Source organism: Paenibacillus sp. MZ04-78.2 (assembly GCF_024213375.1).
Taxonomy (GTDB): Bacteria; Bacillota; Bacilli; order Paenibacillales; family NBRC-103111; genus Paenibacillus_G.
Genome location: NZ_JANAVJ010000001.1, coordinates 125,567 through 147,954 on the forward strand (window position 1 = coordinate 125,567; position 22,388 = coordinate 147,954).

At 55.1% G+C, this 22,388-nt stretch carries 17 protein-coding genes and 1 pseudogene; 5 read left to right on the top strand and 13 right to left on the bottom strand.

From position 1 onward, the window contains the following. Window positions 1-2: 2 nt before the first annotated feature. From gndA to NLX71_RS00685, 9 genes and pseudogenes are all read right to left on the bottom strand, one after another. Window positions 3-1,415, bottom strand: coding sequence for an NADP-dependent phosphogluconate dehydrogenase (gene gndA / locus NLX71_RS00640; protein ID WP_254361577.1), 1,413 nt, complete (start codon window positions 1,413-1,415; stop codon window positions 3-5). Window positions 1,416-1,611: 196 nt separating this feature from the next. After that, window positions 1,612-2,379, bottom strand: coding sequence for an SDR family oxidoreductase (locus NLX71_RS00645; RefSeq protein ID WP_254361578.1), 768 nt, complete (start codon window positions 2,377-2,379; stop codon window positions 1,612-1,614). Window positions 2,380-2,631: 252 nt separating this feature from the next. Next, a pseudogene (locus NLX71_RS00655) lies at window positions 2,632-2,901 on the bottom strand (FGGY family carbohydrate kinase); the annotation flags it as partial. After that, entirely contained in the window at window positions 2,902-4,170 is a 1,269-nt protein-coding gene (locus NLX71_RS00660) for a nickel pincer cofactor-dependent isomerase, group 22 (protein WP_254361581.1), read from the bottom strand. It abuts the pseudogene before it with no gap. Window positions 4,171-4,192: 22 nt separating this feature from the next. Then, the gene (locus NLX71_RS00665; protein ID WP_254361582.1) at window positions 4,193-5,194 is read right to left on the bottom strand and encodes a LacI family DNA-binding transcriptional regulator; all 1,002 of its coding nucleotides are present in this window, start codon (window positions 5,192-5,194) and stop codon (window positions 4,193-4,195) included. Between the two features lie 194 nt (window positions 5,195-5,388). After that, a complete protein-coding gene (locus NLX71_RS00670) occupies window positions 5,389-5,985 on the bottom strand; it encodes a hypothetical protein (protein WP_254361583.1) in 597 nt (198 codons plus the stop codon). Window positions 5,986-6,292: 307 nt separating this feature from the next. Then, complete coding sequence (locus tag NLX71_RS00675; RefSeq protein ID WP_254361584.1) at window positions 6,293-7,432, bottom strand: ABC transporter permease; 1,140 nt, start codon at window positions 7,430-7,432, stop codon at window positions 6,293-6,295. Then, the gene (locus tag NLX71_RS00680; RefSeq protein ID WP_254361585.1) at window positions 7,425-8,102 is read right to left on the bottom strand and encodes an ABC transporter permease; all 678 of its coding nucleotides are present in this window, start codon (window positions 8,100-8,102) and stop codon (window positions 7,425-7,427) included. Before NLX71_RS00680 ends, NLX71_RS00675 begins: the two co-directional genes overlap by 8 nt. Before the next feature lie 534 nt (window positions 8,103-8,636). Further along, window positions 8,637-9,572, bottom strand: a complete 936-nt coding sequence (locus NLX71_RS00685; protein WP_254361586.1) for an ABC transporter ATP-binding protein — start codon at window positions 9,570-9,572, stop codon at window positions 8,637-8,639. A gap of 150 nt (window positions 9,573-9,722) precedes the next feature. Here NLX71_RS00685 and NLX71_RS00690 point away from each other — a divergent pair, with 150 nt between their 5' ends. Next, on the top strand, window positions 9,723-10,850 hold the full coding sequence (locus tag NLX71_RS00690) for a sensor histidine kinase (protein WP_254361587.1): 1,128 nt from the start codon (window positions 9,723-9,725) through the stop codon (window positions 10,848-10,850). Between the two features lie 47 nt (window positions 10,851-10,897). Then, window positions 10,898-11,584, top strand: a complete 687-nt coding sequence (locus NLX71_RS00695; protein WP_254361588.1) for a response regulator transcription factor — start codon at window positions 10,898-10,900, stop codon at window positions 11,582-11,584. Here NLX71_RS00695 and NLX71_RS00700 read toward each other — a convergent pair. After that, complete coding sequence (locus NLX71_RS00700; protein WP_254361589.1) at window positions 11,581-12,495, bottom strand: copper amine oxidase N-terminal domain-containing protein; 915 nt, start codon at window positions 12,493-12,495, stop codon at window positions 11,581-11,583. The genes NLX71_RS00695 and NLX71_RS00700 overlap by 4 nt on opposite strands. A gap of 182 nt (window positions 12,496-12,677) precedes the next feature. Here NLX71_RS00700 and NLX71_RS00705 point away from each other — a divergent pair, with 182 nt between their 5' ends. The 3 genes from NLX71_RS00705 to NLX71_RS00715 are packed head-to-tail and all read left to right on the top strand — an operon-like array spanning window position 12,678 to window position 15,328. After that, window positions 12,678-13,517 carry an ABC transporter ATP-binding protein gene (locus tag NLX71_RS00705; RefSeq protein ID WP_254361590.1) on the top strand — a complete coding sequence of 280 codons (840 nt, stop codon included), beginning with the start codon at window positions 12,678-12,680 and terminating at the stop codon, window positions 13,515-13,517. Further along, on the top strand, window positions 13,450-14,214 hold the full coding sequence (locus tag NLX71_RS00710; protein ID WP_254361591.1) for an ABC transporter permease: 765 nt from the start codon (window positions 13,450-13,452) through the stop codon (window positions 14,212-14,214). The genes NLX71_RS00705 and NLX71_RS00710 overlap by 68 nt, the downstream gene beginning before the upstream one ends. Window positions 14,215-14,272: 58 nt before the next feature. After that, window positions 14,273-15,328, top strand: a complete 1,056-nt coding sequence (locus tag NLX71_RS00715; protein ID WP_254361592.1) for an ABC transporter substrate-binding protein — start codon at window positions 14,273-14,275, stop codon at window positions 15,326-15,328. A 113-nt stretch (window positions 15,329-15,441) separates the two neighbouring features. On the opposite strand, the gene NLX71_RS00720 is transcribed toward NLX71_RS00715, so the two are convergent. Genes NLX71_RS00720 through NLX71_RS00730 form a run of 3 tightly spaced genes read right to left on the bottom strand, consistent with a single transcriptional unit; the run spans window position 15,442 to window position 22,311 of the window. Next, a complete protein-coding gene (locus NLX71_RS00720) occupies window positions 15,442-17,175 on the bottom strand; it encodes an ABC transporter ATP-binding protein (RefSeq protein ID WP_375377873.1) in 1,734 nt (577 codons plus the stop codon). After that, complete coding sequence (locus tag NLX71_RS00725; RefSeq protein ID WP_375377874.1) at window positions 17,172-18,956, bottom strand: ABC transporter ATP-binding protein; 1,785 nt, start codon at window positions 18,954-18,956, stop codon at window positions 17,172-17,174. Before NLX71_RS00725 ends, NLX71_RS00720 begins: the two co-directional genes overlap by 4 nt. Next, a complete protein-coding gene (locus NLX71_RS00730) occupies window positions 18,940-22,311 on the bottom strand; it encodes a non-ribosomal peptide synthetase (RefSeq protein WP_254361593.1) in 3,372 nt (1,123 codons plus the stop codon). The genes NLX71_RS00725 and NLX71_RS00730 overlap by 17 nt, the downstream gene beginning before the upstream one ends. Window positions 22,312-22,388 lie beyond the last annotated feature (77 nt).

Below are 22,388 nucleotides of genomic sequence, written 5' to 3' on the forward strand. Positions count from 1 at the left end.
GCTTAGTTTTCCATCCAGTGGAAGTGGAAGGTGCCTTCTTTGTCGACCCGCTTGAAGGTATGCGCGCCGAAATAATCGCGCTGCGCTTGCAGCAGGTTGGCCGGCAAACGTTCCGTCCGGTAGCTGTCGTAGTAAGCCAGCGCGGAAGCGAAGGCCGGCACCGGCACGCCGCGGGTGATGGCCGTTGCGACGACGTTTCTCCAAACGTCCTGGTACTGCTCCACGATGCCTTTGAAGTATTCGTCAAGCAGCAGGTTTTTCAGTTCTGGGCTGCGGTCGTACGCATCCTTGATATTTTGCAGGAAACGGGCGCGGATAATGCAGCCGCCGCGGAAAATCATCGCAATGCTGCCGTAGTCCAGGCTCCAGTTGTATTCCTCGCTTGCCGCTCTCATTTGGGCGAAGCCCTGAGCGTAAGAGCAAATTTTGCTCGCAAACAGTGCTTTCCGCACCGCTTCGATAAACGCTGCGCGGTCGCCGTCGAACGCCGCTTGCTTCGGTCCGTTCAGCACTTTGCTGGCGGCAACGCGCTCTTCTTTCATGGCCGAGATGAAGCGGGAGAAGACGGATTCGGTAATGATGGACAGCGGAACGCCGAGATCGAGCGCGCTTTGGCTTGTCCATTTGCCCGTACCCTTCTGACCGGCGGAGTCGAGGATGACATCAACCATCGGCTTGCCCGTTTCCGGATCATATTTGGTGAAAATGTCGGTTGTGATTTCGATCAGGTAGCTGTCCAGCTCGCCCTTATTCCAATCGGCGAAAATCTCATGAAGCTCCTGCGTGCTAACGCCAAGCACGTCTTTGAGCAGGTGGTACGCCTCGCAGATAAGCTGCATGTCGCCGTACTCGATGCCGTTATGCACCATCTTGACGTAATGGCCGGCGCCGTCCGGTCCGATGTAGGTGCAGCAAGGGTCGCCGTTTACTTTGGCGGAAATGGCCGTCAGGATCGGAGCGACCAGCTCGTAGGCGTCCTTTTGCCCGCCCGGCATAATCGCGGGGCCCTTCAGCGCGCCTTCCTCGCCGCCGGATACGCCCGTACCGATAAAGCGGAGGCCGTGCGCTTCCAGCTCTTTGTTGCGGCGCTGGGTGTCCGGGAAAAATGCGTTGCCGCCATCGATAATAATATCGCCTTTATCCAGATGCGGAATCAACTGATTGATCGTATCGTCTGTCGCATAGCCCGCTTGCACCATGATTAAAATTTTACGAGGCGTTTCGAGCGAAGCTACGAATTCCTCGATGCTATATGTACCGACCAGCTTCTTGCCTTGCGCTTCAGCGAGCAGCGCATCCGTTTTCTCCCGCGAACGGTTGAAGACAGATACGGTGAAGCCTCTGCTTTCGATGTTCAGAGCCAGGTTTTTCCCCATGACCGCAAGGCCGATCACGCCGACTTGTTGTTTGGACATTGTGGTTTCTCTTCCTTCCTTTTGTCTATTTAATTTTTGACGGTTTAGGGGTTACAGCTAGCGGTTTTCGAAAAGGTTAGGCCGAAGGTCAGAATATCAATCGGAAAGTTTACGGGGCGCCTTTGAGAGCGCCTGGAGATTGATATTGCTGCACCGCAGGCCCTGCTTCCTTTTCGAAAACCGCCTTTTCCCACCCTTAAATCGTCATCGCTCCGAAGCCCCCATCCACCCGCAGTACCGTGCCGGTGACGAAACTCGAAGCTTTCTCCGAAGCCAGATACACGGCTGCGCCCTGAAGCTCTTCCGCTTCGCCGAAACGGTTCATCGGCGTATGACGCATAATCGATTCGACACGCTCGGGAGACAAAATTTTGCGGTTTTGCTCGGCCGGGAAGAAGCCCGGAATGATGGCATTGACACGCACACGCGCCGGAGCGAATTCGCGCGCCAGAAATTGGGTGACGTTGTTCACCGCCGCTTTGGAAGCGGAGTACGTGAACACTTTGGACAGCGGCGGGTCCGAAGATACGGAGGAAATATTAATGATGCTGCCTCCTTCGCCCTTGTCCACCATATGCTTCCCAAAAATTTGACAAGCCAACACGACGCTCTTGAGATTCACTTCCATAATCGAATCCCATTCGTCCATGGTGATGTCAAAAAACGGCGTCGCGCTGTTTTTGCCCGGACAGTTCATCAAAATATCGCAGCGTCCCGTCCACGCAAGCACCTCGGTCAGCACCCGCTTCAAGTCTTCAGCTTTCGTCGCATCCGCCGAGAAGCACTTGGCCCGTCCGCCGGCCGCTTCGATCCGCTTTGCAACTTCTTCGGATTTGTCCATATTACGCCCGACCACCGCGACATCCGCCCCGTGTCCGCCAAGCGCGACCCCCATCGTTCCGCCTAAGGTGCTGTTGCCTCCGATAATCACTGCCGTCTTTCCCGATAAATCGAATAAGTTCATGGCCCGACGCCCCCTAAGATTTCGTGTGAATCTGTTGAAAGGCGGCGATGGCATCAAACTCATCCTTCAACTGATGGTACACACGATTATAAATTTTTGTCAACTGTTGATATACTTCATGGATCGTACTTGGCACGGCGACGTTCGCATTCAGCACGTCGGCCATCATCTGGAGCCAGAACGAAGAGCGGGCAAAGCCGCCGGAGGCGCGTACCTCCCGGGTCGGGCCGCTGAGCTCCTCCAGCGCGGAAAGCTGTGCATCGCCGAGCTGAACGAGACGCACAGCACTTGTCCGGGCAGAATGGCCGCTTTACCGACGACTTCGCGAATGGCGGCAAGCACCGCTTGAAAAATTTCGTCCGGGTCCTGCTCGGCCATATCCGGTTTGGGTGTATAAAGCGGATATTCCACCGCATGAGAAGCAAGCACGCGGCCGCTCCGGTCGATCACCAGCGTCTTGGTGCTCGTCGTGCCGATATCCGCGGGGATAATGTAAGGCTTAGGTAAAGACAAACCGCTCATTTATACCAGATTCCCTTCGCTGTTGAATGGCAGATCGTACGGTTCGGTCAAAATCTCGATGTCCGGATGAAGCTTGGCTTCCTCAAGCAAATTGACCGAAATTTCGATCTCGCCCAAATGCAGCGTATCCCGTATACGCACCAGCCGGCATTGGGTATAATCCAAAATATTGCAGGTTTTGACCGCGGCTTTGATGGCGTACAGGTCGTTTTCGAGCGTCGTTGCGATTTTGGTCGGCGCGCATACCGTGGAAGTCAGTCCGTTGGCGTAGGTCGCGGCCAGATCCATCTTGTCGACCAGCCGCTGCGTCGTGAAATCGGCCGTGCCGACGCCGTTGGCGTTGCCTTTCGTTTCCGGCGTCGTGTCGAGCACGACCATCTTGGACACGTCGGGGCCGCCATGCGCGTACGGCGTCGGATAACGGCCGGTAATGTTCGGGTCCATGCCGTCGCCGCTGATGTTTTTGCCGATGTAATCGATGACCAGCACGTCGATTTGATCGAACAAAATTTTCGGCAGCCGGGCTTTGGCGATCTCAAGCAGCGCTATCTCACGTTCCTCCACCTGAGCTGCGGGCAGCACTTCGACGATGCACGTTTCGTCGTATGCATTTTCCACCAACGCCACGCCGAACAGGATCGGCAGCTTTTCAAGCATAATCCGCGCCATGGCCGGCACGTTTTCAGCCATATATTTGAAGCCGAGCTGGTGGCACGCTTCCGCCCCTTTTTGCTTGCCGAGCCCGATGGAAATCATTTTCATGACGCCGCTTTCGACTTTGCCGCGGAAGGCGGTGTGCGGCTTCACCCGGTTGATGACGACGATGGCGTCGGCCTCGTATGCGTATTTGTCTACGTATACCGGAAGTCCGTTCGGCAGCTGGTCGATCTGCACGACCTCCATCGTCGAGCGGATCGGCACTCCCATCGCTTCCTCCGTAATGCCAAGATGATGAAGCACTTCCTTCTGACCTTCGGCGGTCGCGCCACCGTGGCTGCCCATGCAGGGGACGATGAACGGATGGGCGCCCGCCCGTTTGATCGCATCGATCGTCGTCCGGGTGAAGGCAGCGATGTTCGCCACGCCGCGGCTGCCTACCGCCACAGCCACCTGCTGGCCCGGCTTGATCCGGTCGATGGCGCCGGGCTTCGCCAGCTCGCGCTCCAAATCCTCGCTCGGACGCTCCAGCCGGGTTCCGTCGAACTTCTGACGGATGCGGACCATTTGCGGAATCGGGATGTCTTGCAGAAGCGTTCTGAGTACGCTCATGTTAGTTGCCTCCCCAAACGAATTAGATGGATTTGACGGAATCGCGAATGACCAGCTCCGTATGGAAAAGTACGAGCGATTGTTCCGAATGCTTCGTCTCAATGAACTTCAGCAGCTTCTCCGCCCCGGCCCGGCTCAGCTCTTCGATCGGTCTGCGAACCGTGGTCAGAGCAGGCGACATGAAAGCCGAGAACAGGTTGTCGTCGAAGCCCGCCACCGAGATGTCTTCCGGCACCGACAAGCCCCGCTCCGTCACGGCTTTCACCGCGCCGAGCGCCATGTCGTCGTTGCAGCAAAAGACGGCTGTCGGCCGGTCGGGCAGCTCCAGCAGCTTGCTCATGGCCGCGTGACCGCTTTCCAGATCGTAATTGCCGCTGACGTAATACGCTTCCGGCACGAAGATCCCGTGCTTGTGGAGCGCCTCGCAATACCCCTCGCGTCGGGCTTGCGTCGATTTGAAGCCCTGTTTCCCCTCGATGATGGCAATATGGCGGTGTCCCTGCTGCACCAAGTATTCCGTTAGCCGATAAGCGCCGCTCTGGTCGTCCGGGACGAAGTTCATCACTTGGACGCCTTCGACGGGCCGGTTCAGCACCACAAGCGGAATCTCTTTGTCCGAAGCATATTCGATGAACGACTGATCGCTATCGCTTTGGCTCATGATGAGGATGCCGTCGAAATTTTTGCGGTTCACCTTATGAAAGCTCTTGTAATCGTCAATCCCCCGGACAATCAAGTTATAGCCGTCTTTAATGACGTCGTTCACGCCTTTGATGGCTTCGTACAAAAATCCGGCGGAGGTACCGGTATGCAAGGTTGTAAAAAACAGCCCTAAATTGTATGATCGATCCAGCACCAAGCTTCGCGCGCTGTAATTCGGAGTATAGTTCATACTTGCTGCAATCGCTTTGATGCGCTCTTTCGTTTCCGGATTGATCAGCGGGCTATCGTTTAATGCCCGGGAAACGGTCGTATGCGACACGCCGGCCAGTTTGGCGATGTCTTTAATCGTAACACTGCTCATGGGACCACCTCCCGTTCATGATAACATAGAAATGCACACGTTAACAATGCTATTTTCATGCGTAGATTCAGCACAAAACGGACTTTTTATGAACACGTCAAAACAGCCTGTGCTCCCACTCCCGCACAGGCTGTCAGCGGCTGTTCGCTGCGCTGCGGTATGTTCCGCCAACGCCTTTCCGCAGCCGTAGTATTTTACATTTCGAGCAGTATCATCTCATACCGGAGTTCCATTAACCTCTCTTTACATCGTTCGACCGCTTCCCGGTCTTCCTCCTGAATCGCCTCATGCAGCGTAGCCAATTCGTAGTCAAGCTCCATCCGCAGCACCGGAATCCGTTCGTCCGGACGTCTGGACCGGAACGCCTGCATCATTTCCTCCACCGTGACCACTGGTTCCTTTTGGAATAACACCTTATGTTCCACCCCCGAAATTTCAACCATACGGATGATTTCGCCGAACATGATGTTTTCAATCAGAATCTGCCGGTCTTTAAAGCGCTTTACTACCGCGTGTCCGCGGGTATCGCCGATCATCTTCTCCATCAGCTCCGCCAGCTTTTCGTCTTTGAAGGAGTAATTGCCCACAATTTTATATCGCTCGCCGATGCGCTGAAACCGCAGCTTTACCAGCTTGCGGCCGGTCCGGATCGAGACGATAAACTGTTGGTCGCTCTCGTTCCAATAGAGCGAATAGCCTTCTTGAATGAGCGTTTTGATGAAGTTACGGATTAGCCGACGGTCAAACCGTAACTCAAGGTTGCAATATTCCACCTCATGACTCTTGCTCACGGCAATCCCCTCCTTGATGATAGCTTGCTTAATGAACAGCGATGTCTTCTGGTTCGGTCCATGCTGCTGCCGGCGTGTGTATTGGCGTGAACGCTAGTCGAACATGTTTATTTCTTTAATAGAATTTTCTGACTATTCTGTTTCTTAGATCTATCTTATTATGAATCATATGATTTAGCAACTTGGATTATTGATTTTTTTAACGTTTTTTAAACCTATTTTTTGTGTCCGCGCTGCCTCCGAAACGAAACAACGCCTTCGCTCCAAGGCAAAGACGTTATACCGTAAATTTCGATTCCCCCCGCCGCTAGCCGGCTTCCGTTTCGCCCGGCTTCATCACGACGGAGCCGATGCCGAGCAGCACCACAGCGAAGAGTCCCAGCACGCCCAGATGCATGGCGACATCTCCCAGCCCTTGACCCGAGCCGAGCCGGTGAATGGCCTCGATCGCCCAGGTTTGCGGCACGAAATTGGCCAGCTTCTGCATGAACTCGGGCATGATCCATACCGGCCAGAAGCAGCCGCCCAGCATGCAGGTCGGCGTAGTTACTATCGCGTTGACGGCGCCGATATTTTTACTGTTGCGAACCAATCCGGCCACTGCGCTGCCGATACCCATCACGGCGAGCAGAAAGCACTCCATCACTAGCAGATGGGGCATGAACGGCAGCCCATACGAAAAGTTCATCCCATACCGTGTAAACCCCAGTACAAGCACGATTTGCAGTGTGCCGACCGCGAAGCTGCCGAGGAAGTTGCCGAGCATGATTTCGTAGGCGGGGACGGGAGCCGTAAAGATTCGGGTCATCGTTTTTTGTTTCCGGTCTTCGACCATAATAGAAACGGAATTGTTTACCAATCCCATGAGAAAAATGAGCAGGATGCCTGTGGCCAATCCAAGCGCCGGGCTGGCATACGAGCCGAAATCGGTACGGATGGCACGCACCTGATGCTTCTCCGCCTGCTCCAGCATTTGACCCAATCGATCGCCGGGCTGATCGGAAGCTTTCAGCATTCGGATCGCGTTATTCACCCGCTGAATCGTGTGGTCCAAGCTCATCCGCAGCGTGAAGGACGCTTCGCTCATCGCCAGCTCCAGCTGCTCCGCGCGAACAGCCCGGCCTTCCATTAAGCTCTGGGAGAAACCGGCCGGAATGATAAAGGCAGCGACCGCTTTACGTTCGGTGACCGCCTCCCTCAGCGACTCGGGAGAGGCCGCTGCCGATAACCGGTACCTGCCTGTAAGCTCGAGCTCCCGCACCACATGCCCTCCGACGGGACCTTCGTCCAAGTTTAGATAACAGATAGCCGCCTGCTTGTCTTGGTGCTCCACGGTCCAGATAATGAGCGAAACAAGCAGAGCCGGGGCAACGATAAACAACAGAAAACCTCTCCAGTTTCCGATCGTCCTTTTGATTAAATTCACGGCAATGAACAAACTATTCATGGTATCCCACCTTCCGGTACGCCATGAAAGCAACGGCTGCCAATGCGGAAGCGATCGCAGCCAAAACCTTTACGTAGTGCAGGACAAGCTGCGTATCTCCATCCAGCATCAATTCCAGCAGACTTCGGTTTGCCCAATGGTTCACGGTGAATTCCGCGATCTGTACCAGTTCTCCGTTCACTTCCAAGTCTAATCCTCCGCTTAAAATGGTCATGAGAAAAATGACGATTTGCAAAGCCATCGACACCGACTTTACATTGCGGCAGAACAATGAGGCTAACATCGCCAGCGCCATCGAAACCAGCGTGACGGCCAGGCATACCGCCAGAATGATCACCGGGCGGTCTCCCCAGTAGACGCCGTAGACGTGGTGCGTCACCCCGATAATGACAAGCGCCTGCATTAAGATCAGCAGGCCGTTCCCCAGCATTTTGCCGAATACGATCTGGTTCATCGTCACAGGCATGGAGCGGAGTCTGAGCATCGTATGGTCCTCGCGCTCGCTCACGAGACTGATGGCTGCCACCGTCCCGGCAAACATCATGAACATGACCAGCATCGATACGGCATAATACTGAAGCGCCGTGTACTCCTTGCCCTTGTTTCCCAGCTTGCCCATCGCGACGAACGAATCCGAAGCGCCGGCATAGCCGGACGCATCCGCCGGCATAGCCGGACGCATCCGCCGGCATAGCCTTTGCGGCCTGCGGCCCCAAAGTCAGGACGGCGGCCTGCACGCTGTTCGCATAGGCGAGATAGCTTTCCAGCGCCGTTTCGGCGATCAGATTCTTCCCCAGGTCTTTCCCCGCAATAAGCTCCCATGAAGCAGGTTGTCCGTGCAGCAAAGCTTCCCCGAACCCTGCGGGCACGATCAGCCCGTATTCGGCTCTTCCCTCTTGAAGCGCACGCACCGCTTCTTCGCGGCCGGGAAATTCCCGCACTTGGAGAATTTCCCTGGTTTTCGGGTAGTCCAGATAGGCTTTGATCCGCTCGGTCCACAGGCTCTGATCCTGATTCGCCATGGCGACCTTCACAGGGCTCAGCTTAACATCCCCCGTTTTAATCTCCTCCGATAGCGCTGTGCCCAGAATGAAGATAAGCACCAGCGGCAGCAGAAACAAATCGAGTATTACCCCTTTGGTGCGGCTAAACTGCAGGAGCTGGTAACCGGCTACGATCCATAAAATGCGCATATCCTCTCCCCCTAGTCCCGAAGCGTCCGTCCGGTCAAGCACAGGAACAGCGCCTCCAGGTCCGGTTCCAAGCGGGTTAGCGATTGAATAACGACTTGGTGCTTCGATAAAATAAACAAAATGTCCTGCAGCGAATTGGGTGAGGAAGGCAGATAAATTTCGATCGTCCGGTCGTCCCTCGCCACTTGCCGGATGCGCGGATGCGCCTGTAGCTCGGCCACGGCCTCATCCTTGACCTCCGCGACTTTGACGATCAGCTTCTCATCCGAGGAGACGAGCGCCCGCAAATCCTCCTGTGTGCCGCAGGCGATCAAGTGGCCGTGATCGATAATCCCGACCCGCGTGCTGATCGCGGCAACCTCCTCCATATGATGGCTCGTATAAATGACGGTCGAGCCCATCTGATTCAGCTTGCGGACCGAATCGAGAATATGATTGCGGGATTGCGGGTCGATCGCGACCGTCGGCTCGTCCATGATGATGAGCTTCGGCCGGTGCATGATCGCGCACGCGATGTTTAGCCGCCGTTTCATCCCTCCCGAATAAGTGCCGGACTTCTCGCCCTGACGGTCCGACAGCCCTACGAAGTCCAGCGCTTCCTGCACCCGCTTGCGCAGCAGCTCCCCCCGCAGACCGTACAGCTTGCCGAAAAACGTGACGTTTTCCTGCGCCGTCAAGTTTTCGTAGATCGCGAGCTCCTGCGGCACGAGTCCGATCCTTCGCTTGATCTCCAGCGGACTGGCAGCAACGGAAATACCATCAATTCGCATGACCCCTTGATCGATTTTGAGCAGCCCGCAGAGCATTTTAATTGTGGTGCTTTTCCCGGCGCCGTTCGGTCCGAGCAGACCGAATACTTCCCCTTGCCGGATGCTTAAATTCAAATGATCTACGGAAATATTGCCGCCAAACCGTTTGACGACATCTTTGATCTCGATAAATGACACGGTCGTACGCTCCTTGTAAGGTGATATGCTTTGATTGTATTGTACCGCCCTTCAAGGTGCGAAAACAGGTCGCTTTCGTCATTTGTTGGAAATGACGAAAGTCATGAAGGTCTACCTTATGTTATAATCGCATATGGAGGCGTATAAGGGATGCTGTTACTGCTCCGATACATACTGATTCTTTTTCCCGCCGTCAGCACGGCATATATGCTGCCGCTCGAACAAAGCGGACAGCTCGCTTTCTATACGCTGGTCCTGCTTGCCGTTGCGGAAATAAGCCGCTCATGGCTGCCGGGGCGGGCACAGAACTTGGCGGCTGCGGCCGAAATGCTGTTCGTCACCTGGCTCAGTCTGCAAATGGAAGGAATGATGTTCGCCTGCCACTACTCCACATTGACGGCTTATATGCTGAAGGAGCGGTCGGGACTGCGTTGGTTTCTGCTTGCGCTGCAGGCTCTGCTTTTGAATGTTTCGCTTACTGAACATCCCGATATGGAGCTGAAGCTCACGGCCAATCTGCTGCTTGCCACCGGAGCGCTGCTGCTGTACGGTTGGGCGGAAACCGGCGACCGGAAGCGGGAGCTGGAGCAGGTGTACGACGAATTGCGAAGCAAAGCCTATGAGCTCGATGCCACCCGCAGAAGACTTGTCGAATACGCCGGCAAGGTGGAACAGTTGGCCCAGACGGAGGAGCGGACCCGCATCTCGCACGAAATTCACGACGATCTCGGGCATAAGCTGATCCGGCTGAAAATGATGCTGGAAGCGATCATCCGGATTTCGCCTGGGCAGCCGGAGAAAGGCATGGAGATGACCCGGATCGTCCGGGATCAACTGACGGAAGCGATGGATACGCTGCGGCGGACGGTCCGGCGGATGAAGCCGCCGGAGGAGGAGGGGCAGAGCTTCTCGCTAACTCGGCTGATCGAGGACTTCGCAGCCGATCCGCAGCTTCAAATTCGCTGCGAAATCGCCGGCATGCCGCGCCCGCTCTATCCGAGTCTTGAAATCGTGCTTTACCGGAATGCTCAAGAAGCCGTGACCAACGCACTTCGTCACGGACAGGCTACCGAGGTGCTTATCGAGCTGAGCTTCGATGCGTCCAACGTCTCCATGACCGTTTCCAATAACGGGACGCTGCCGGATTTGACCGGTATGAGCAAAGGAATCGGGCTCAGCGGCATGGAGGAACGGACGCGACTGGTAGGCGGAGAGCTGCGCATCGAAACCGACGGCCGGTTCGCCGTCACGACCTGCGTGCCGACACCTGGCTCGTAAGGGACATCGACCAAAGATTTAACCACGAGGAGGCGGGTAAACCTATCATGATTCGAGTATTGATTGTTGACGACGACCCGTTTATCCGCGAAAGCATGAAAATGATTTTGGAGCTAGACCCGGAATTACGCGTTGTGGGAGCATGCGGAGACGGAAACGAAGCCCACCGCTTTTTTACCGACGGACAAACCGCCGATGTCGTGCTGATGGATATCCGCATGCCTAACGGCTCCGGGGTTGAAGGCACGCTGAACATCAAACGGGCGTCGCCCGATACCCGCGTGCTCATTTTGACGACCTTCGACGACGACGATTATATTATCGAGGCGCTGCGCAATGGCGCAAACGGCTACCTGCTCAAAAATATTTCGCCGGATGGGATCGTGCATGGTATTAAAACGGTCCACCAAGGCAACTGGCTCATCCACCCGGATATTGCCCGCAAGCTGACGAGCTGGATTCATCCCCAGTCTTCCGCGCAAGCGAGGGCGGCTTCAGAACAAGTGACGCAGAGCCGTAAGGACCCTTTCGCGAGGTTCGAATCGTACGGCCTGACCCCTACGGAGAAGCAGGTAGTCGAGAAAATCGCAGAAGGACTATCCAATAAAGAAATCGCCCAGGAATTGTTCCTGAGCGAAGGGACGATCAAAAATTACATATCGGAGATTTTGAGCAAGCTCGGCCTGAGGGACCGGACGCAAATTGCCATTCTCTATTGGAAACAACAAGATTAACGAATGCCCCGTTTATTGGCTTCCTCCTGCAAATCGATGCGGTCGACCATGTTGAGCGTATACCTGATCTCGGAGGAAGCGATGTCTCTCGTCAGCTTCAGACGACCCAGCATAAACCGTTTGACCATGCCTCCATTCGGGGGCGGAGTGCTGTTCGGAGCGATAGGGATCTGCACGGTTTCGTGGTACAAATAGTCGTATTCGTCCGTTTCCCCGCGCTTGTCGAGGATCACCGCTTTTTGATAGAACACCATTTCCCCATACTTGATCATCTGCGAATTTTTGATGTACGTCCGCAGCGTTTCGATCTTTTTCGGACTGACTTCCCCGTTGATGATGTAATTGTCGCCATTGGTGGCGTACACTTGCTCCGGGTTTTGCCGCCAGCGCTTCTTCAGCTCCTGCTCACTGATGTATACCACACCGGTCAGGCGCTCACGCGCTTTCTTCAAGCCGCTCATATCGATGCCCATCCGTTTGACGTCGATTTCCCGGTAATACGGGACATAGGCGGACAAGTTCTTCTTATTGTACGTGAGCAGCATCGGGTACTCGGCCCCAAGGTATTTGAGTCGGATCGAGTACGGGTCGGACAGTTCGATCGATTCGTATTCCTGATTTGAATCCTCCGTCTTCTGCTCGGAATTGATCCGGCTGTTGATGTAGATCGTCTTCGTATCTTCCCGCCAGAGCAGGTTGGCGCCAAGCAGCCGGGTCAAATCGGCCAGCGGCAGGTAGCTCTTGTCCTTGTACACCAGCGGCGATTCCGACAGCTTGACGGGCTCCCCGTCCAGCACGAGGTTGAAATCGGGACGCAGGTAAGCGTCCACCCGCTGCAAAACGTCCTCGGCGTAAACGCCGGCGGCGAACGCTCCGCTAATGATCGCGGCAAGCACCGTGACTCGCTTCATTCGCTTCATCTCACACCCATACCTTTCTATAAAATAGGAAAAATGTGGTCTGCTTCTACCATTCGACAAAAGACCGCAAATTCCTGCAAAATTTATAGTTGACAATACACCTAATTCCTATAAAATAAGTTGGTATAGTTGATTATGCGTTTTCTCATGTCTCTTCGAGGAGAGTGAACCCATTGATTGAAATCAAAGACGTCAGCAAGACGTTCCATCAGCGTACCGGCGGCAGCTTTACCGCTATTGACAACGTTTCCCTGACGATCCGCAAGGGCGAATTCGTCTCGCTGCTCGGCCCGTCGGGATGCGGTAAATCCACGCTGCTCAATCTGGTCGCCGGCCTGGAGCAAGCGGAGCAGGGAACCATTACGGTGAACGGCAAGCCCTGCAATGCGCCGGGGCCCGACCGCGTCGTCGTCTTTCAGGAACATGCCTTGTTCCCGTGGCTGACGGTGCTGGATAACGTCGCGTTCGGACTGAAGCAAAAGGGCATCGGCAAAAAGGAACGCGAAGCGCTGGCGATGGAGCAGATCAAAGCGGTGCATTTGAGCAAATTCGTGGACCGCTATCCGCACGAGCTGTCGGGCGGCATGAAACAGCGGGCAGCCATTGCCCGGGCGCTGGCGATGGACCCGGAAATTTTGTTGATGGATGAGCCTTTTGCGGCACTGGACGAACAGACGCGGCTCATATTGCATAAGGAGCTTGAAGAAATTTGGATGAGGACACGCAAAACGATCCTGTTCATTACGCATAACATCCGCGAAGCCGTCATCTTGTCGGACCGCGTGCTGGTCATGTCGACCCGCCCTGGAAAGATCAAGAAGGAATTCGCCGTTCAGGCGGCGCGTCCGCGCGATTACGCCGACTCCGTCCTGCACCACGTGGAAGCCAGCATTATGGATGCGCTGGCTGACGAGCTGGAAAAAGTGGTAAAGGAGGAGATGGGCGATGAGTACAGCATTAAGAAGGGGCCTCTTCCTGGTTCTGCTCTTGATAGCGTGGGAAGCGGGATTTAGAATATTCGACTGGGGCTGGAAGTTCCCTTCCGTCACCCAGACGGCTCAAGCGTTCTACGACGGCTTCGTTCACGGCCAACTGCTTGAAGCGACGTTTCAAAGCCTGAAACGGCTGCTGCTCGCGTTCGCCGTCTCGATTCTGGTCGGCACGGTGCTCGGCTTCCTGTTCGCCCGGTACCGTCTGATCGACGACACGATCGGCTTTCTAGTTGTGGCGCTGCAGACGATTCCGAGTATCGCCTGGCTGCCTTTTGCCATCATCTGGTTCGGCATGAACGATTTTTCGGTAATATTCATCACCACGCTAGGCGCCACATGGACGATGGCGATGGCCAGCCGGACCGGGATCAAAAATATCCCTTCGATTTATATCAAGGCCGCGCAAACGATGGGAACCGGCGACGGCATGCGCATGTTTTACCAGATCATGGTCCCCGCCGCGTTCCCTTATCTGATTACCGGCGTTCGCGTCGCCTGGGCTTTTGCCTGGCGGGCGCTTGTCGCAGGCGAGCTGATCGCCAAAGGCGTCGGCCTCGGACAGCTGCTGCAGGACGGCCGCAATCTCGCGGATACGGCGCTTATGCTCTGCATCGTGATCATCATCGCCGTGCTCGGCACGGTGTCCGACCATTTTTGCTTCAAGCGGCTTGAGGATAAGCTATTGCTGCGCTACGGATTAATCAGCGGCAAAAAATAATCAATCGGGGGCAGTACGGCCGAACGGTCGGTGCTAAACAAAGGAGAGAAACGGCACGATGAAAAAGTGGTCTGCACTATTGGCGGTCGTTCTGACCGCATCGCTTGCGCTTTCCGCCTGCGGAAGCAAAACGGAAGCGCCGAAAGACGGAGCCGCCGGAGCGAACAAACCGGCCGCGGTGAAAACGGTACGGCTCGGCATCTTCAAGAACGTTACCCACGCGCCGGGCTATGTCGCTCTGGAGCAGGGCTTGTTCAAGAAGTATTGGGGCGAGAACGTCAAAATCGAGGTGACGCCGTTCGACAACGGGTCCGACTTCTCCACCGCGCTGGCTACCGATCAGATCGATCTGGGCTTCGTCGGTCCCGGACCTTCGACGAACCAGTTCCTGAAAAGCAAAAACTTCCGCGTCATTTCCGGTTCGAATAACGGAGGCGCGGTGCTTGTAGCCGGCAAAGATTCCGGCATCGGCAGCGTCAAGGATTTGGTCGGCAAAACCGTCGCCATCCCGACGAAAGGCAGCACGAACGAAATTTCGCTCCGCCTGCTGCTGAAGCAGAACAATCTGAACGTGACGACCGACAAGAGCGGCGTACAGATCATCGCCCGCGCCCCGGCCGATACGCTCGTGGCGATGCGCCAGAAAGAAATCGACGCGACGCTCATTCCGGAGCCGTGGGGCACGCAGATGGAGCAGGAAGGCATCGGCAAAGTAATCGCGACGTGGGATCAAATTCCGCCGAACAACGGCAATTATCCGCTCACGATTCTTGTTGCCGGCGACAAGTTTCTGAAAGACAACCGTGAGCTGGCGAAGGGAGCCATTCAAGCCAATGCGGATGCGATCGACTTCATCAAGAAAAATCCGGACAAAGCGTATGAACTGATCAACAACCAGTTGAAAACGCTCAGCGGAAAAGGAATGGATGTCGCTTTGATTAAAGCGGCGATTTCCCACCTGAATCTGACGACGGACGTCAGCAAGGAAGCGATCGAAGAAATGGCCCGCGTCTCCATCGAGGCCGGCTATATCAAGGACGTGAAGAAAGAAGCGCTGGACCTGAGCAAATTCCTCGACCTCTCGCTCTTGAACGAAGTGAAGCAGGGCAAATAAAACGTAAGCCGCGCATTAGCGCAAAAAAACAGGCAGGAGCCGTTAGCGGCTTTCTGCCTGTTTTTGCATTTCGGCGGGTTGCCGGGAATTGGCCCGGTGCCTATCCCCGCCAGCTATCCGTATAACCTCGCGTAGTGGCCTTCGCGTTCAAGCAAATTCTGATGCGTGCCCTGCTCCACGATCGTCCCTTGATTCATGACCGTAATGAAATCCGCTTTCTCCACGGTGCTCAAGCGATGGGCAATCAGAATCGTCGTACGTCCTTTCATCAACTCGTTCAGGGCTTGCTGCACCCAATATTCCGACTCGTTATCGAGCGCCGACGTGGCCTCGTCCAGCAGCAGGATCGGCGCATTTTTCAGGATCGCCCTGGCAATCGCAACCCGCTGTCTTTGCCCGCCTGATAACGACGCTCCCCGCTCCCCCACTTGGGTGTTGTACTGCTCGGGCAGCTCCTGAATAAAATGATGGGCATAAGCGGCTTTGGCCGCCTCCATGACTTCTTCCGTCGTCGCCTGCGGATTCCCGTAACGAATGTTGTCTTCGATCGTTCCGCTGAACAGAAATGCGTCTTGCGGCACATAGGCGATCTGGCTGCGGATCTCTTCCAACGTATAGTGCCCGAACGGTTTGCCTTGCAGCAAAATCTCTCCGCGGTCGACGGGGTAAAAGCCCAGCAGCAATTTGATCAAGGTGCTCTTGCCGCTGCCGCTCGCCCCGACGATCGCCGCGACTTGGCCCGGACATACCTGCATGGACATTCCGCACAGCACCTTTTTATCCGCTTGATAGGAAAATTCGACGTCGCGGAATTCCACCATGGCGGTCGATACTGCGCCCTTTCCGCTGAGACCGATTCGCTCGGGCTCTTCCTGCTCCTCCAGAACCTCTTTAATGCGAAGAGCGCCGGCGAACGAATTTTGCGCTTGTGACAAGAAGGTGCCGAAATTCAAAATCGCGTGCGTCAAACTGATCTGAAGAACCGCCAACGCCACCACTGTCCCCATGGCGATAAGGCCATGGGCATACAGTAATCCGCCTACGACAATCATTCCGCAGAACGTAACGTAGCTGACAAAATGATTGACCGCAGCGAGCATCCCGTTTTTGGCGGCGGTTTGCTCGGCTACCCTCGTTGCCTGCTCGTTCAGGTCGCGATACTGGGCAAAAATCGGACGAATATGGAACAGTTTAACAAGTTGAATCCCCCCGATAAAATCGGAAAACTTCCCCGTCATCTTGCCCAACAGGGTAAGCGACTGCTCGTACTGCGTTCGGATTTGCCGGACGAACCGAATGCTGATGGCAAAGGAAATGAGCAGCACCACAAACGAAGCGCTCGCCAATTGCCAATGCATGACGAACATCGTCACGACGGCTCCTATACTAAGCGTGAGCTGCAGCAGAATCGCGAAAAAAACGCTCGTGTACGTCATTTCCAGGGTCAATACATCGGTGGTCATTCTCGAAACCAGATCCCCGTTATGGGTCTGCTCCAGATATCCGATGCGCAGCCGGCACAGCTTGCGGTATATACGCTCCCGGATATCGACCATCGTATGCTCCACGCTGCGCTGATACATATAGGTGAACCCGGGAGAGATCAGGTTGACGATCAGCAGCGAGCCTCCCAAGATGTAAAAGGCTTGATACATCAAAGAGGAATCATGGGTCTGTGCAAAATTGACCAAACGCTGGATCACCAGGCTGAACGCGACGAAGAACAAGGTATGAACGATCGTACTGACGGTGAGCCCCACGAAATATTGGACCCTGCGCCGCGGATTCATAAAGCTCAACATGTAGCCGAGCTCTTTCATATAAGTGATCATGACGCCGCCATTCACGTATAAGTCACCTCCTGGTTCTTGCCGGCATTTGTTGTAAACTCCTGATGGTACGATTGGGCGTACAGCCCTTTCTTGGCCAACAGCTGAGCGTGATTCCCCGCTTCGGCAATCGTCCCGTGGTCCATGACCCAGATTTCGTCCGCATTCTCAATGGTCGTCAGCCGATGGGCAATCACGATGGTCGTCTTTTCTTTCATCAAAACGCTCAGTGCTTCCTGGACGAACATTTCCGACTCCGTGTCCAACGCGGAGGTCGGCTCGTCCAGCAACAGGATGGGCGCATCCTTCAGAAAGGCGCGCGCAATGGCAATACGCTGGCGCTGTCCGCCGGACAGAAATCCGCCCCGCTCCCCCACCTCGGTTTGGTAGCCTTCCGGAAGCTCCATAATGAAAGAGTGTGCGTTCGCCAGCTTGGCCGCTTCGATTACCTCATCCATCGAAGCGTTCGCCTTGCCGTAGGCGATATTCTCGGCGACGGTGCCGCCGAACAAATACGAATCCTGCGTCACTACCGAAAAATGGGAGCGCAAATCGTTCAAATTGCTGTTCATGATCGGCTGACCGAATACTTTAATCGTCCCTTGGCCCTCCCGCAAGGCGTAAAAGCCATACAAGAGCTTAAATACGGTGCTTTTTCCGCCGCCGCTCGCCCCCACCAAAGCGATCGTCTTCCCTTTCGGCACCGTGAAGCTCAGCTTCTGAAGGATCGGGGAAGTCGGCTCATAAGCGAAGCTGACGTTATCGAACTCAATCGGCGGCAGTTCCGTTCTTGCAATGGTATGCCCCTCCTGGTTTTCGACAGGCTGATTCCCAATGTCAACCACTCTTTTTAACGCTCCGCTCATTTCAAACGTATTCGTAATGAGCGCCGGGATGTGGTCAAGCGGGTCCAGGCACAAATTCAGCAGGTATAGAAAAGCAACCAGTTCCCCCGTGCTGAACAAGCCTTGGGAAATTAAATAGCTTCCGTAGATCACCGAGAAGACGATCGGACTGATCATCAGCGTAAACAGAACGGGAGTAATCCAAGCCTCCCTTTTTTTCAGGGCCAATTTTTTTTGCAGCGTCAGCTGGAGCAGAGATTGATACGAACGGAACATAATTCCGGATAGCAAATAGCTTTTAACGATCGGCATACCGCCCAGCGTATCCTGCAAATTGGAGTTCATCCGCCCCATATTTTCCTGGGCTTCTTCCGTGAGCTGGCGCAATTGATTTCCTATCCACTGGGAAGCCAGCAAGGAAAAGGGAAGCAGCAGCAAGCTGAACACCACGAGCTGCCACTGTATCCAAATCAGGCTGACAAAGCAGCCGATGAACAGCAGCGGGTGATAAAACCATTGGGCCAAGTCCCGGGTCAAAAATTGCTGGATGAGCCGCAAATCGCTGCTAAGCCTCGAAAGAACATCGCCAGAGTGCTGTTTCTCCAGATAGTGAACAGGTAATTTTCCTATATGGTTCATCAGATGGTTGCGGATATCCCTCACGATCAGGGCGCTGCTTTTTTCCACGCCGTAGACCATAAAATATTTGGCAGGGACACCGATCAGGATAATCGTAAACACCGCATAAACGATTGGGATTACCGATTGCCCCGCCCCTTTCTCCGCACTGGTCGTCAGCTGCTGGGTCAAACTGCCAGTCCACACCTCGATGATGGCCGCCGCCATGGCCGCGATGATGCCGACGAGCATCCATCCTCTGTAAGGCTTCGTGAATTTCCACAGCCAAGAGATGGCCTTCCGTAAGGTCAACCCGGATTTACGTTCTTGTGCCACCCACTTGTCCCCTTTCAAGGCAGGCAAAAGGCTGCTCCGGTTCAGAGCAACACCTTTTGGACTCCCGTCGGTCCGGCATTTGGCGGACGATCTGTTGAATTGTTTGTGCGTTCACGGCGATGGACTCGGGATGAAGCACTTTGGCATGAACCCCGGCAAGCCGGTACTCTGAATAGCTTTGGCGGGTAGCGGCGCTCCATGTCGGCACATGGTGGTCCTGGATAAGGGCTTCGGTTTCTTCCGAATACAGCCCGTAAATATTCGCTTCCACCATGCCGGTATTAATCAACTGATCGCCATAAGTCAAATAGGCTCTCACTTTTTGTTGAACCCGGTCGCGGATAAGCGGGTTTCTCGTCGCCCCCTCTTTCATGCCTTCCACCAGATCCAGGATTTCGCGAATGTCGCCTTCCAATTCTTCCGCAGGCATGGCGTCGGTGACGATTTGTCTGATCAAGGAATCGACCATGATCATATCCGTGACGCGGCATCCTCTTTTTTCCAGAGCTTTGGCTACTTCAAACATCAAATTGCCGCCTACGGAATAGCCGAGCAATACGTAAGGCGATTGACCCTGAACGCGGATCACCTCGTCGGCATACCGCTCCACCATATCGCCGTAATCTTCAATTTCGTCGATGAAGTCTATGGCGTACAACGCGCAGCAGCCTTCCAGCGCCTTCGCCAATTCCAGATAACTAAAGCCGTAGCCGCTTCCCGGCGGGAAGCAGAATACGTTCACCGGTCCGTCGCTATTCAGCTTCACGAAATGGCAGCTGTCCCCTTCGGACCCGGATTCCCAGATCTCGTACGCCATCGATTCCACGGAAGGGTTTTGAAACACTTTGTGAATGGGAAGCTCGATCCCCGTTTCGGCATATACGCGCTGAACGAGCTGCATCAGGTTCAAGGAATGTCCGCCGAGAGCAAAGAAATGATCCTTCACGCCAACCTTCTCCAACCCGAGCACCTCTTGCCAAATTTGGGTGAGCTGCGCCTCCTGCGCCGTCCGCGGCGCTACATATTCCAGACCGGTCTTCAGCTTTCCTTCCATGGCAATCAACGCCTTGCGGTCGATCTTGCCGTTGGGAGTTAACGGCATCTGCTCGACCTGCGCAAAGTACGACGGAATCATATAAGCCGGCATGCCTTGCGCCAGCGCTCCCCGCAGCTCGCTGACCGTTAACGGCCGGTTCGCCACGAAGTAGGCATACAATTGCTTGCCTCCGCCTTCGCTGTCCCGCGCGATGACGATAGCCTCCTGGATCGCCTCCACTTTCAGCAGCCGCACTTCCACTTCGCCAAGTTCAATACGGTAGCCGCGGATTTTCACCTGGTGATCCATGCGGCCCAGGTATTCGATATTGCCGTCCGGCAGCCAGCGGGCCAAGTCGCCCGTACGGTACATCCGCTCCTCCGCCGATGCCCCGAACGGGTTCCTTGCAAACTTCTCCGCCGTCAGCTCCGGACGGTTCAAGTAGCCTCGGGCGACGCCAACGCCTGCGATGCACAGCTCTCCGGCCACGCCGATCGGCTGCAATTGACCCGTTCCTTCCTTGATGATGTATAGCTGCGTATTGTCAATCGGTTTGCCGATTGGAATCATCGGATAATCTCCGCCCGGCTCGCAATCAAAATACGACACGTCTACCGTCGCCTCTGTCGGCCCGTACAGGTTGATCAGCTTCGCCCCGTTCACGGCCGAGATTACCTTCTGAAACCGGGCGACATGCTGCGGAGGCAGCGCTTCGCCGCTCGCAAACACCTGGCGCAGCGTCCTCAGCTTGTCCAGGACCGCTGCGGCCGGCAGCGACTCGACGTATTCCAGGAAAACGTGCAGCATCGCCGGTACGAAATGCATGGTGGTAATGCCATAGCGCGCGATCGTCTCTACGATGCGCTCCGGATTTTTTTCTCCGCCTACCGACAGCATACACACCTTCGAGCCGACCATGGACCACCAGAACAGCTCCCACACCGAGACGTCAAAGGTGAAGGCGGTTTTTTGCAGGATCGTATCCGCCGTACTGATCGGATATCGCTTATGCATCCACAGAATCCGGTTGACGACCGAATGATGCTCGACCATAACCCCTTTCGGCTTGCCCGTCGAACCCGACGTGTAGATCACATACGCCATATGGCGCGGGCCGGAACCCGGCTCCGGATTCGAGCCGTCCGGGTGGTAAGCCGCAGCGTCCTCCATCTCCAAAATGTCTCCGTCAAAGGCTGCTTTTTCCCGCAAATGACGCTGAAGCAGCAGAACCTGCGCTCCCGAATCCTCCAGCATGTAACGAATCCGCTCCTCGGGGTATTCCGGGTCAATCGGCACATAGGCTCCTCCAGCCTTCAAAATCGCCATAATGCCGACGACCATTTCAAGAGAACGCTCGGCCATGATCCCCACCAGCCGATCCGCTTGAACCCCTTTCGCCCGCAACGTGCGCGCCAACCGGTTCGCCCGTTCGTTCAATTCCCCGTACGTCAGCCGCTCATTTTCAAAAAGAACCGCCGCGGCTTCCGGGTCCCGCTCCACCTGCTCCTCGAACAGCCCGTAAAGCGTCTTCTCCCGGGGATAATCCGCCGCCGTAGCGTTGAATTCATGGAGAAGCTGATGTTTCTCGGAGTCGGACAAAAGCTCCGCCTTGCGAAGCTCAAGCTCCGGTTGAAACAAAATAACCGATGACAAACGAAAGAGATGGCCGATCATTCGGTCCATCAAGGCTGGATCGTACCGGTGTGAGTCGTAGCCCAGGCTTAACGTGATCACGCCGTTATCGGCATGAAACCGGAACACGGTATCGGCCGATACGCTTTGCTCGTAAGCCGCAGTATGAATGTTACTTAACGAAACGACCGTATGGATCACGGGAACGCCATGGGCGGTATATTCCAGATTCAATGGGCCGGCCATTTTTCTAAACGGAAGATTCTGGTGCGCGACGGCTTCGCTGATCGACGTTTTGATCTGGCCCAGCAGCGATTTCAATGTACTGCTGGCGCTCACGCTATTTTTAAGAATCAGCACTTCATGGACAGGCGGATTGTCCTTATCAAGCGATGCGATAGCGGGCATGCCGACCAAAATATTTTCCCGGTTCACGTAAATATGTAGAATACCTTTGACCACGGCCAGCAAAATCATATACACAGCCATGTCCGACCCGTTGCCAAGGGCCACAATTCTTGCCGAAAGCTCCGGCGGCAGCTGCCGTTCGATGACGCTCAGATTGGCTGCAAGATCCGATCGAACGACTTTATTGGCGGTAGTGCTAAAGGGCAGGCAGCATAGGCTGTCTTCGGCATCAAATTTCTCGGTCCAATAAGCCTCTTCCTTCTCAAATACCGATTTCATTCGTAGACCTCCCCTAAAGTGGTGTGACAAAACACCCGGAGTGTGTGTCCAAAAACGCAGACACACACTCTGTCAGG

Bases quoted from the DNA above. Each gene is read 5' to 3' on its own strand.
- NLX71_RS00675 (WP_254361584.1), bottom strand. From the start codon at position 7,432: ATGAATAGTTTGTTCATTGCCGTGAATTTAATCAAAAGGACGATCGGA.
- NLX71_RS00695 (WP_254361588.1), top strand. From the start codon at position 10,898: ATGATTCGAGTATTGATTGTTGACGACGACCCGTTTATCCGCGAAAGC.
- NLX71_RS00680 (WP_254361585.1), bottom strand. From the start codon at position 8,102: ATGCCGGCGGATGCGTCCGGCTATGCCGGCGCTTCGGATTCGTTCGTC.
- NLX71_RS00660 (WP_254361581.1), bottom strand. From the start codon at position 4,170: ATGAGCGTACTCAGAACGCTTCTGCAAGACATCCCGATTCCGCAAATG.
- NLX71_RS00730 (WP_254361593.1), bottom strand. From the start codon at position 22,311: ATGAAATCGGTATTTGAGAAGGAAGAGGCTTATTGGACCGAGAAATTT.
- NLX71_RS00715 (WP_254361592.1), top strand. From the start codon at position 14,273: ATGAAAAAGTGGTCTGCACTATTGGCGGTCGTTCTGACCGCATCGCTT.
- NLX71_RS00690 (WP_254361587.1), top strand. From the start codon at position 9,723: ATGCTGTTACTGCTCCGATACATACTGATTCTTTTTCCCGCCGTCAGC.
- gndA (WP_254361577.1), bottom strand. From the start codon at position 1,415: ATGTCCAAACAACAAGTCGGCGTGATCGGCCTTGCGGTCATGGGGAAA.
- NLX71_RS00710 (WP_254361591.1), top strand. From the start codon at position 13,450: ATGAGTACAGCATTAAGAAGGGGCCTCTTCCTGGTTCTGCTCTTGATA.
- NLX71_RS00665 (WP_254361582.1), bottom strand. From the start codon at position 5,194: ATGAGCAGTGTTACGATTAAAGACATCGCCAAACTGGCCGGCGTGTCG.
- NLX71_RS00700 (WP_254361589.1), bottom strand. From the start codon at position 12,495: ATGAAGCGAGTCACGGTGCTTGCCGCGATCATTAGCGGAGCGTTCGCC.
- NLX71_RS00645 (WP_254361578.1), bottom strand. From the start codon at position 2,379: ATGAACTTATTCGATTTATCGGGAAAGACGGCAGTGATTATCGGAGGC.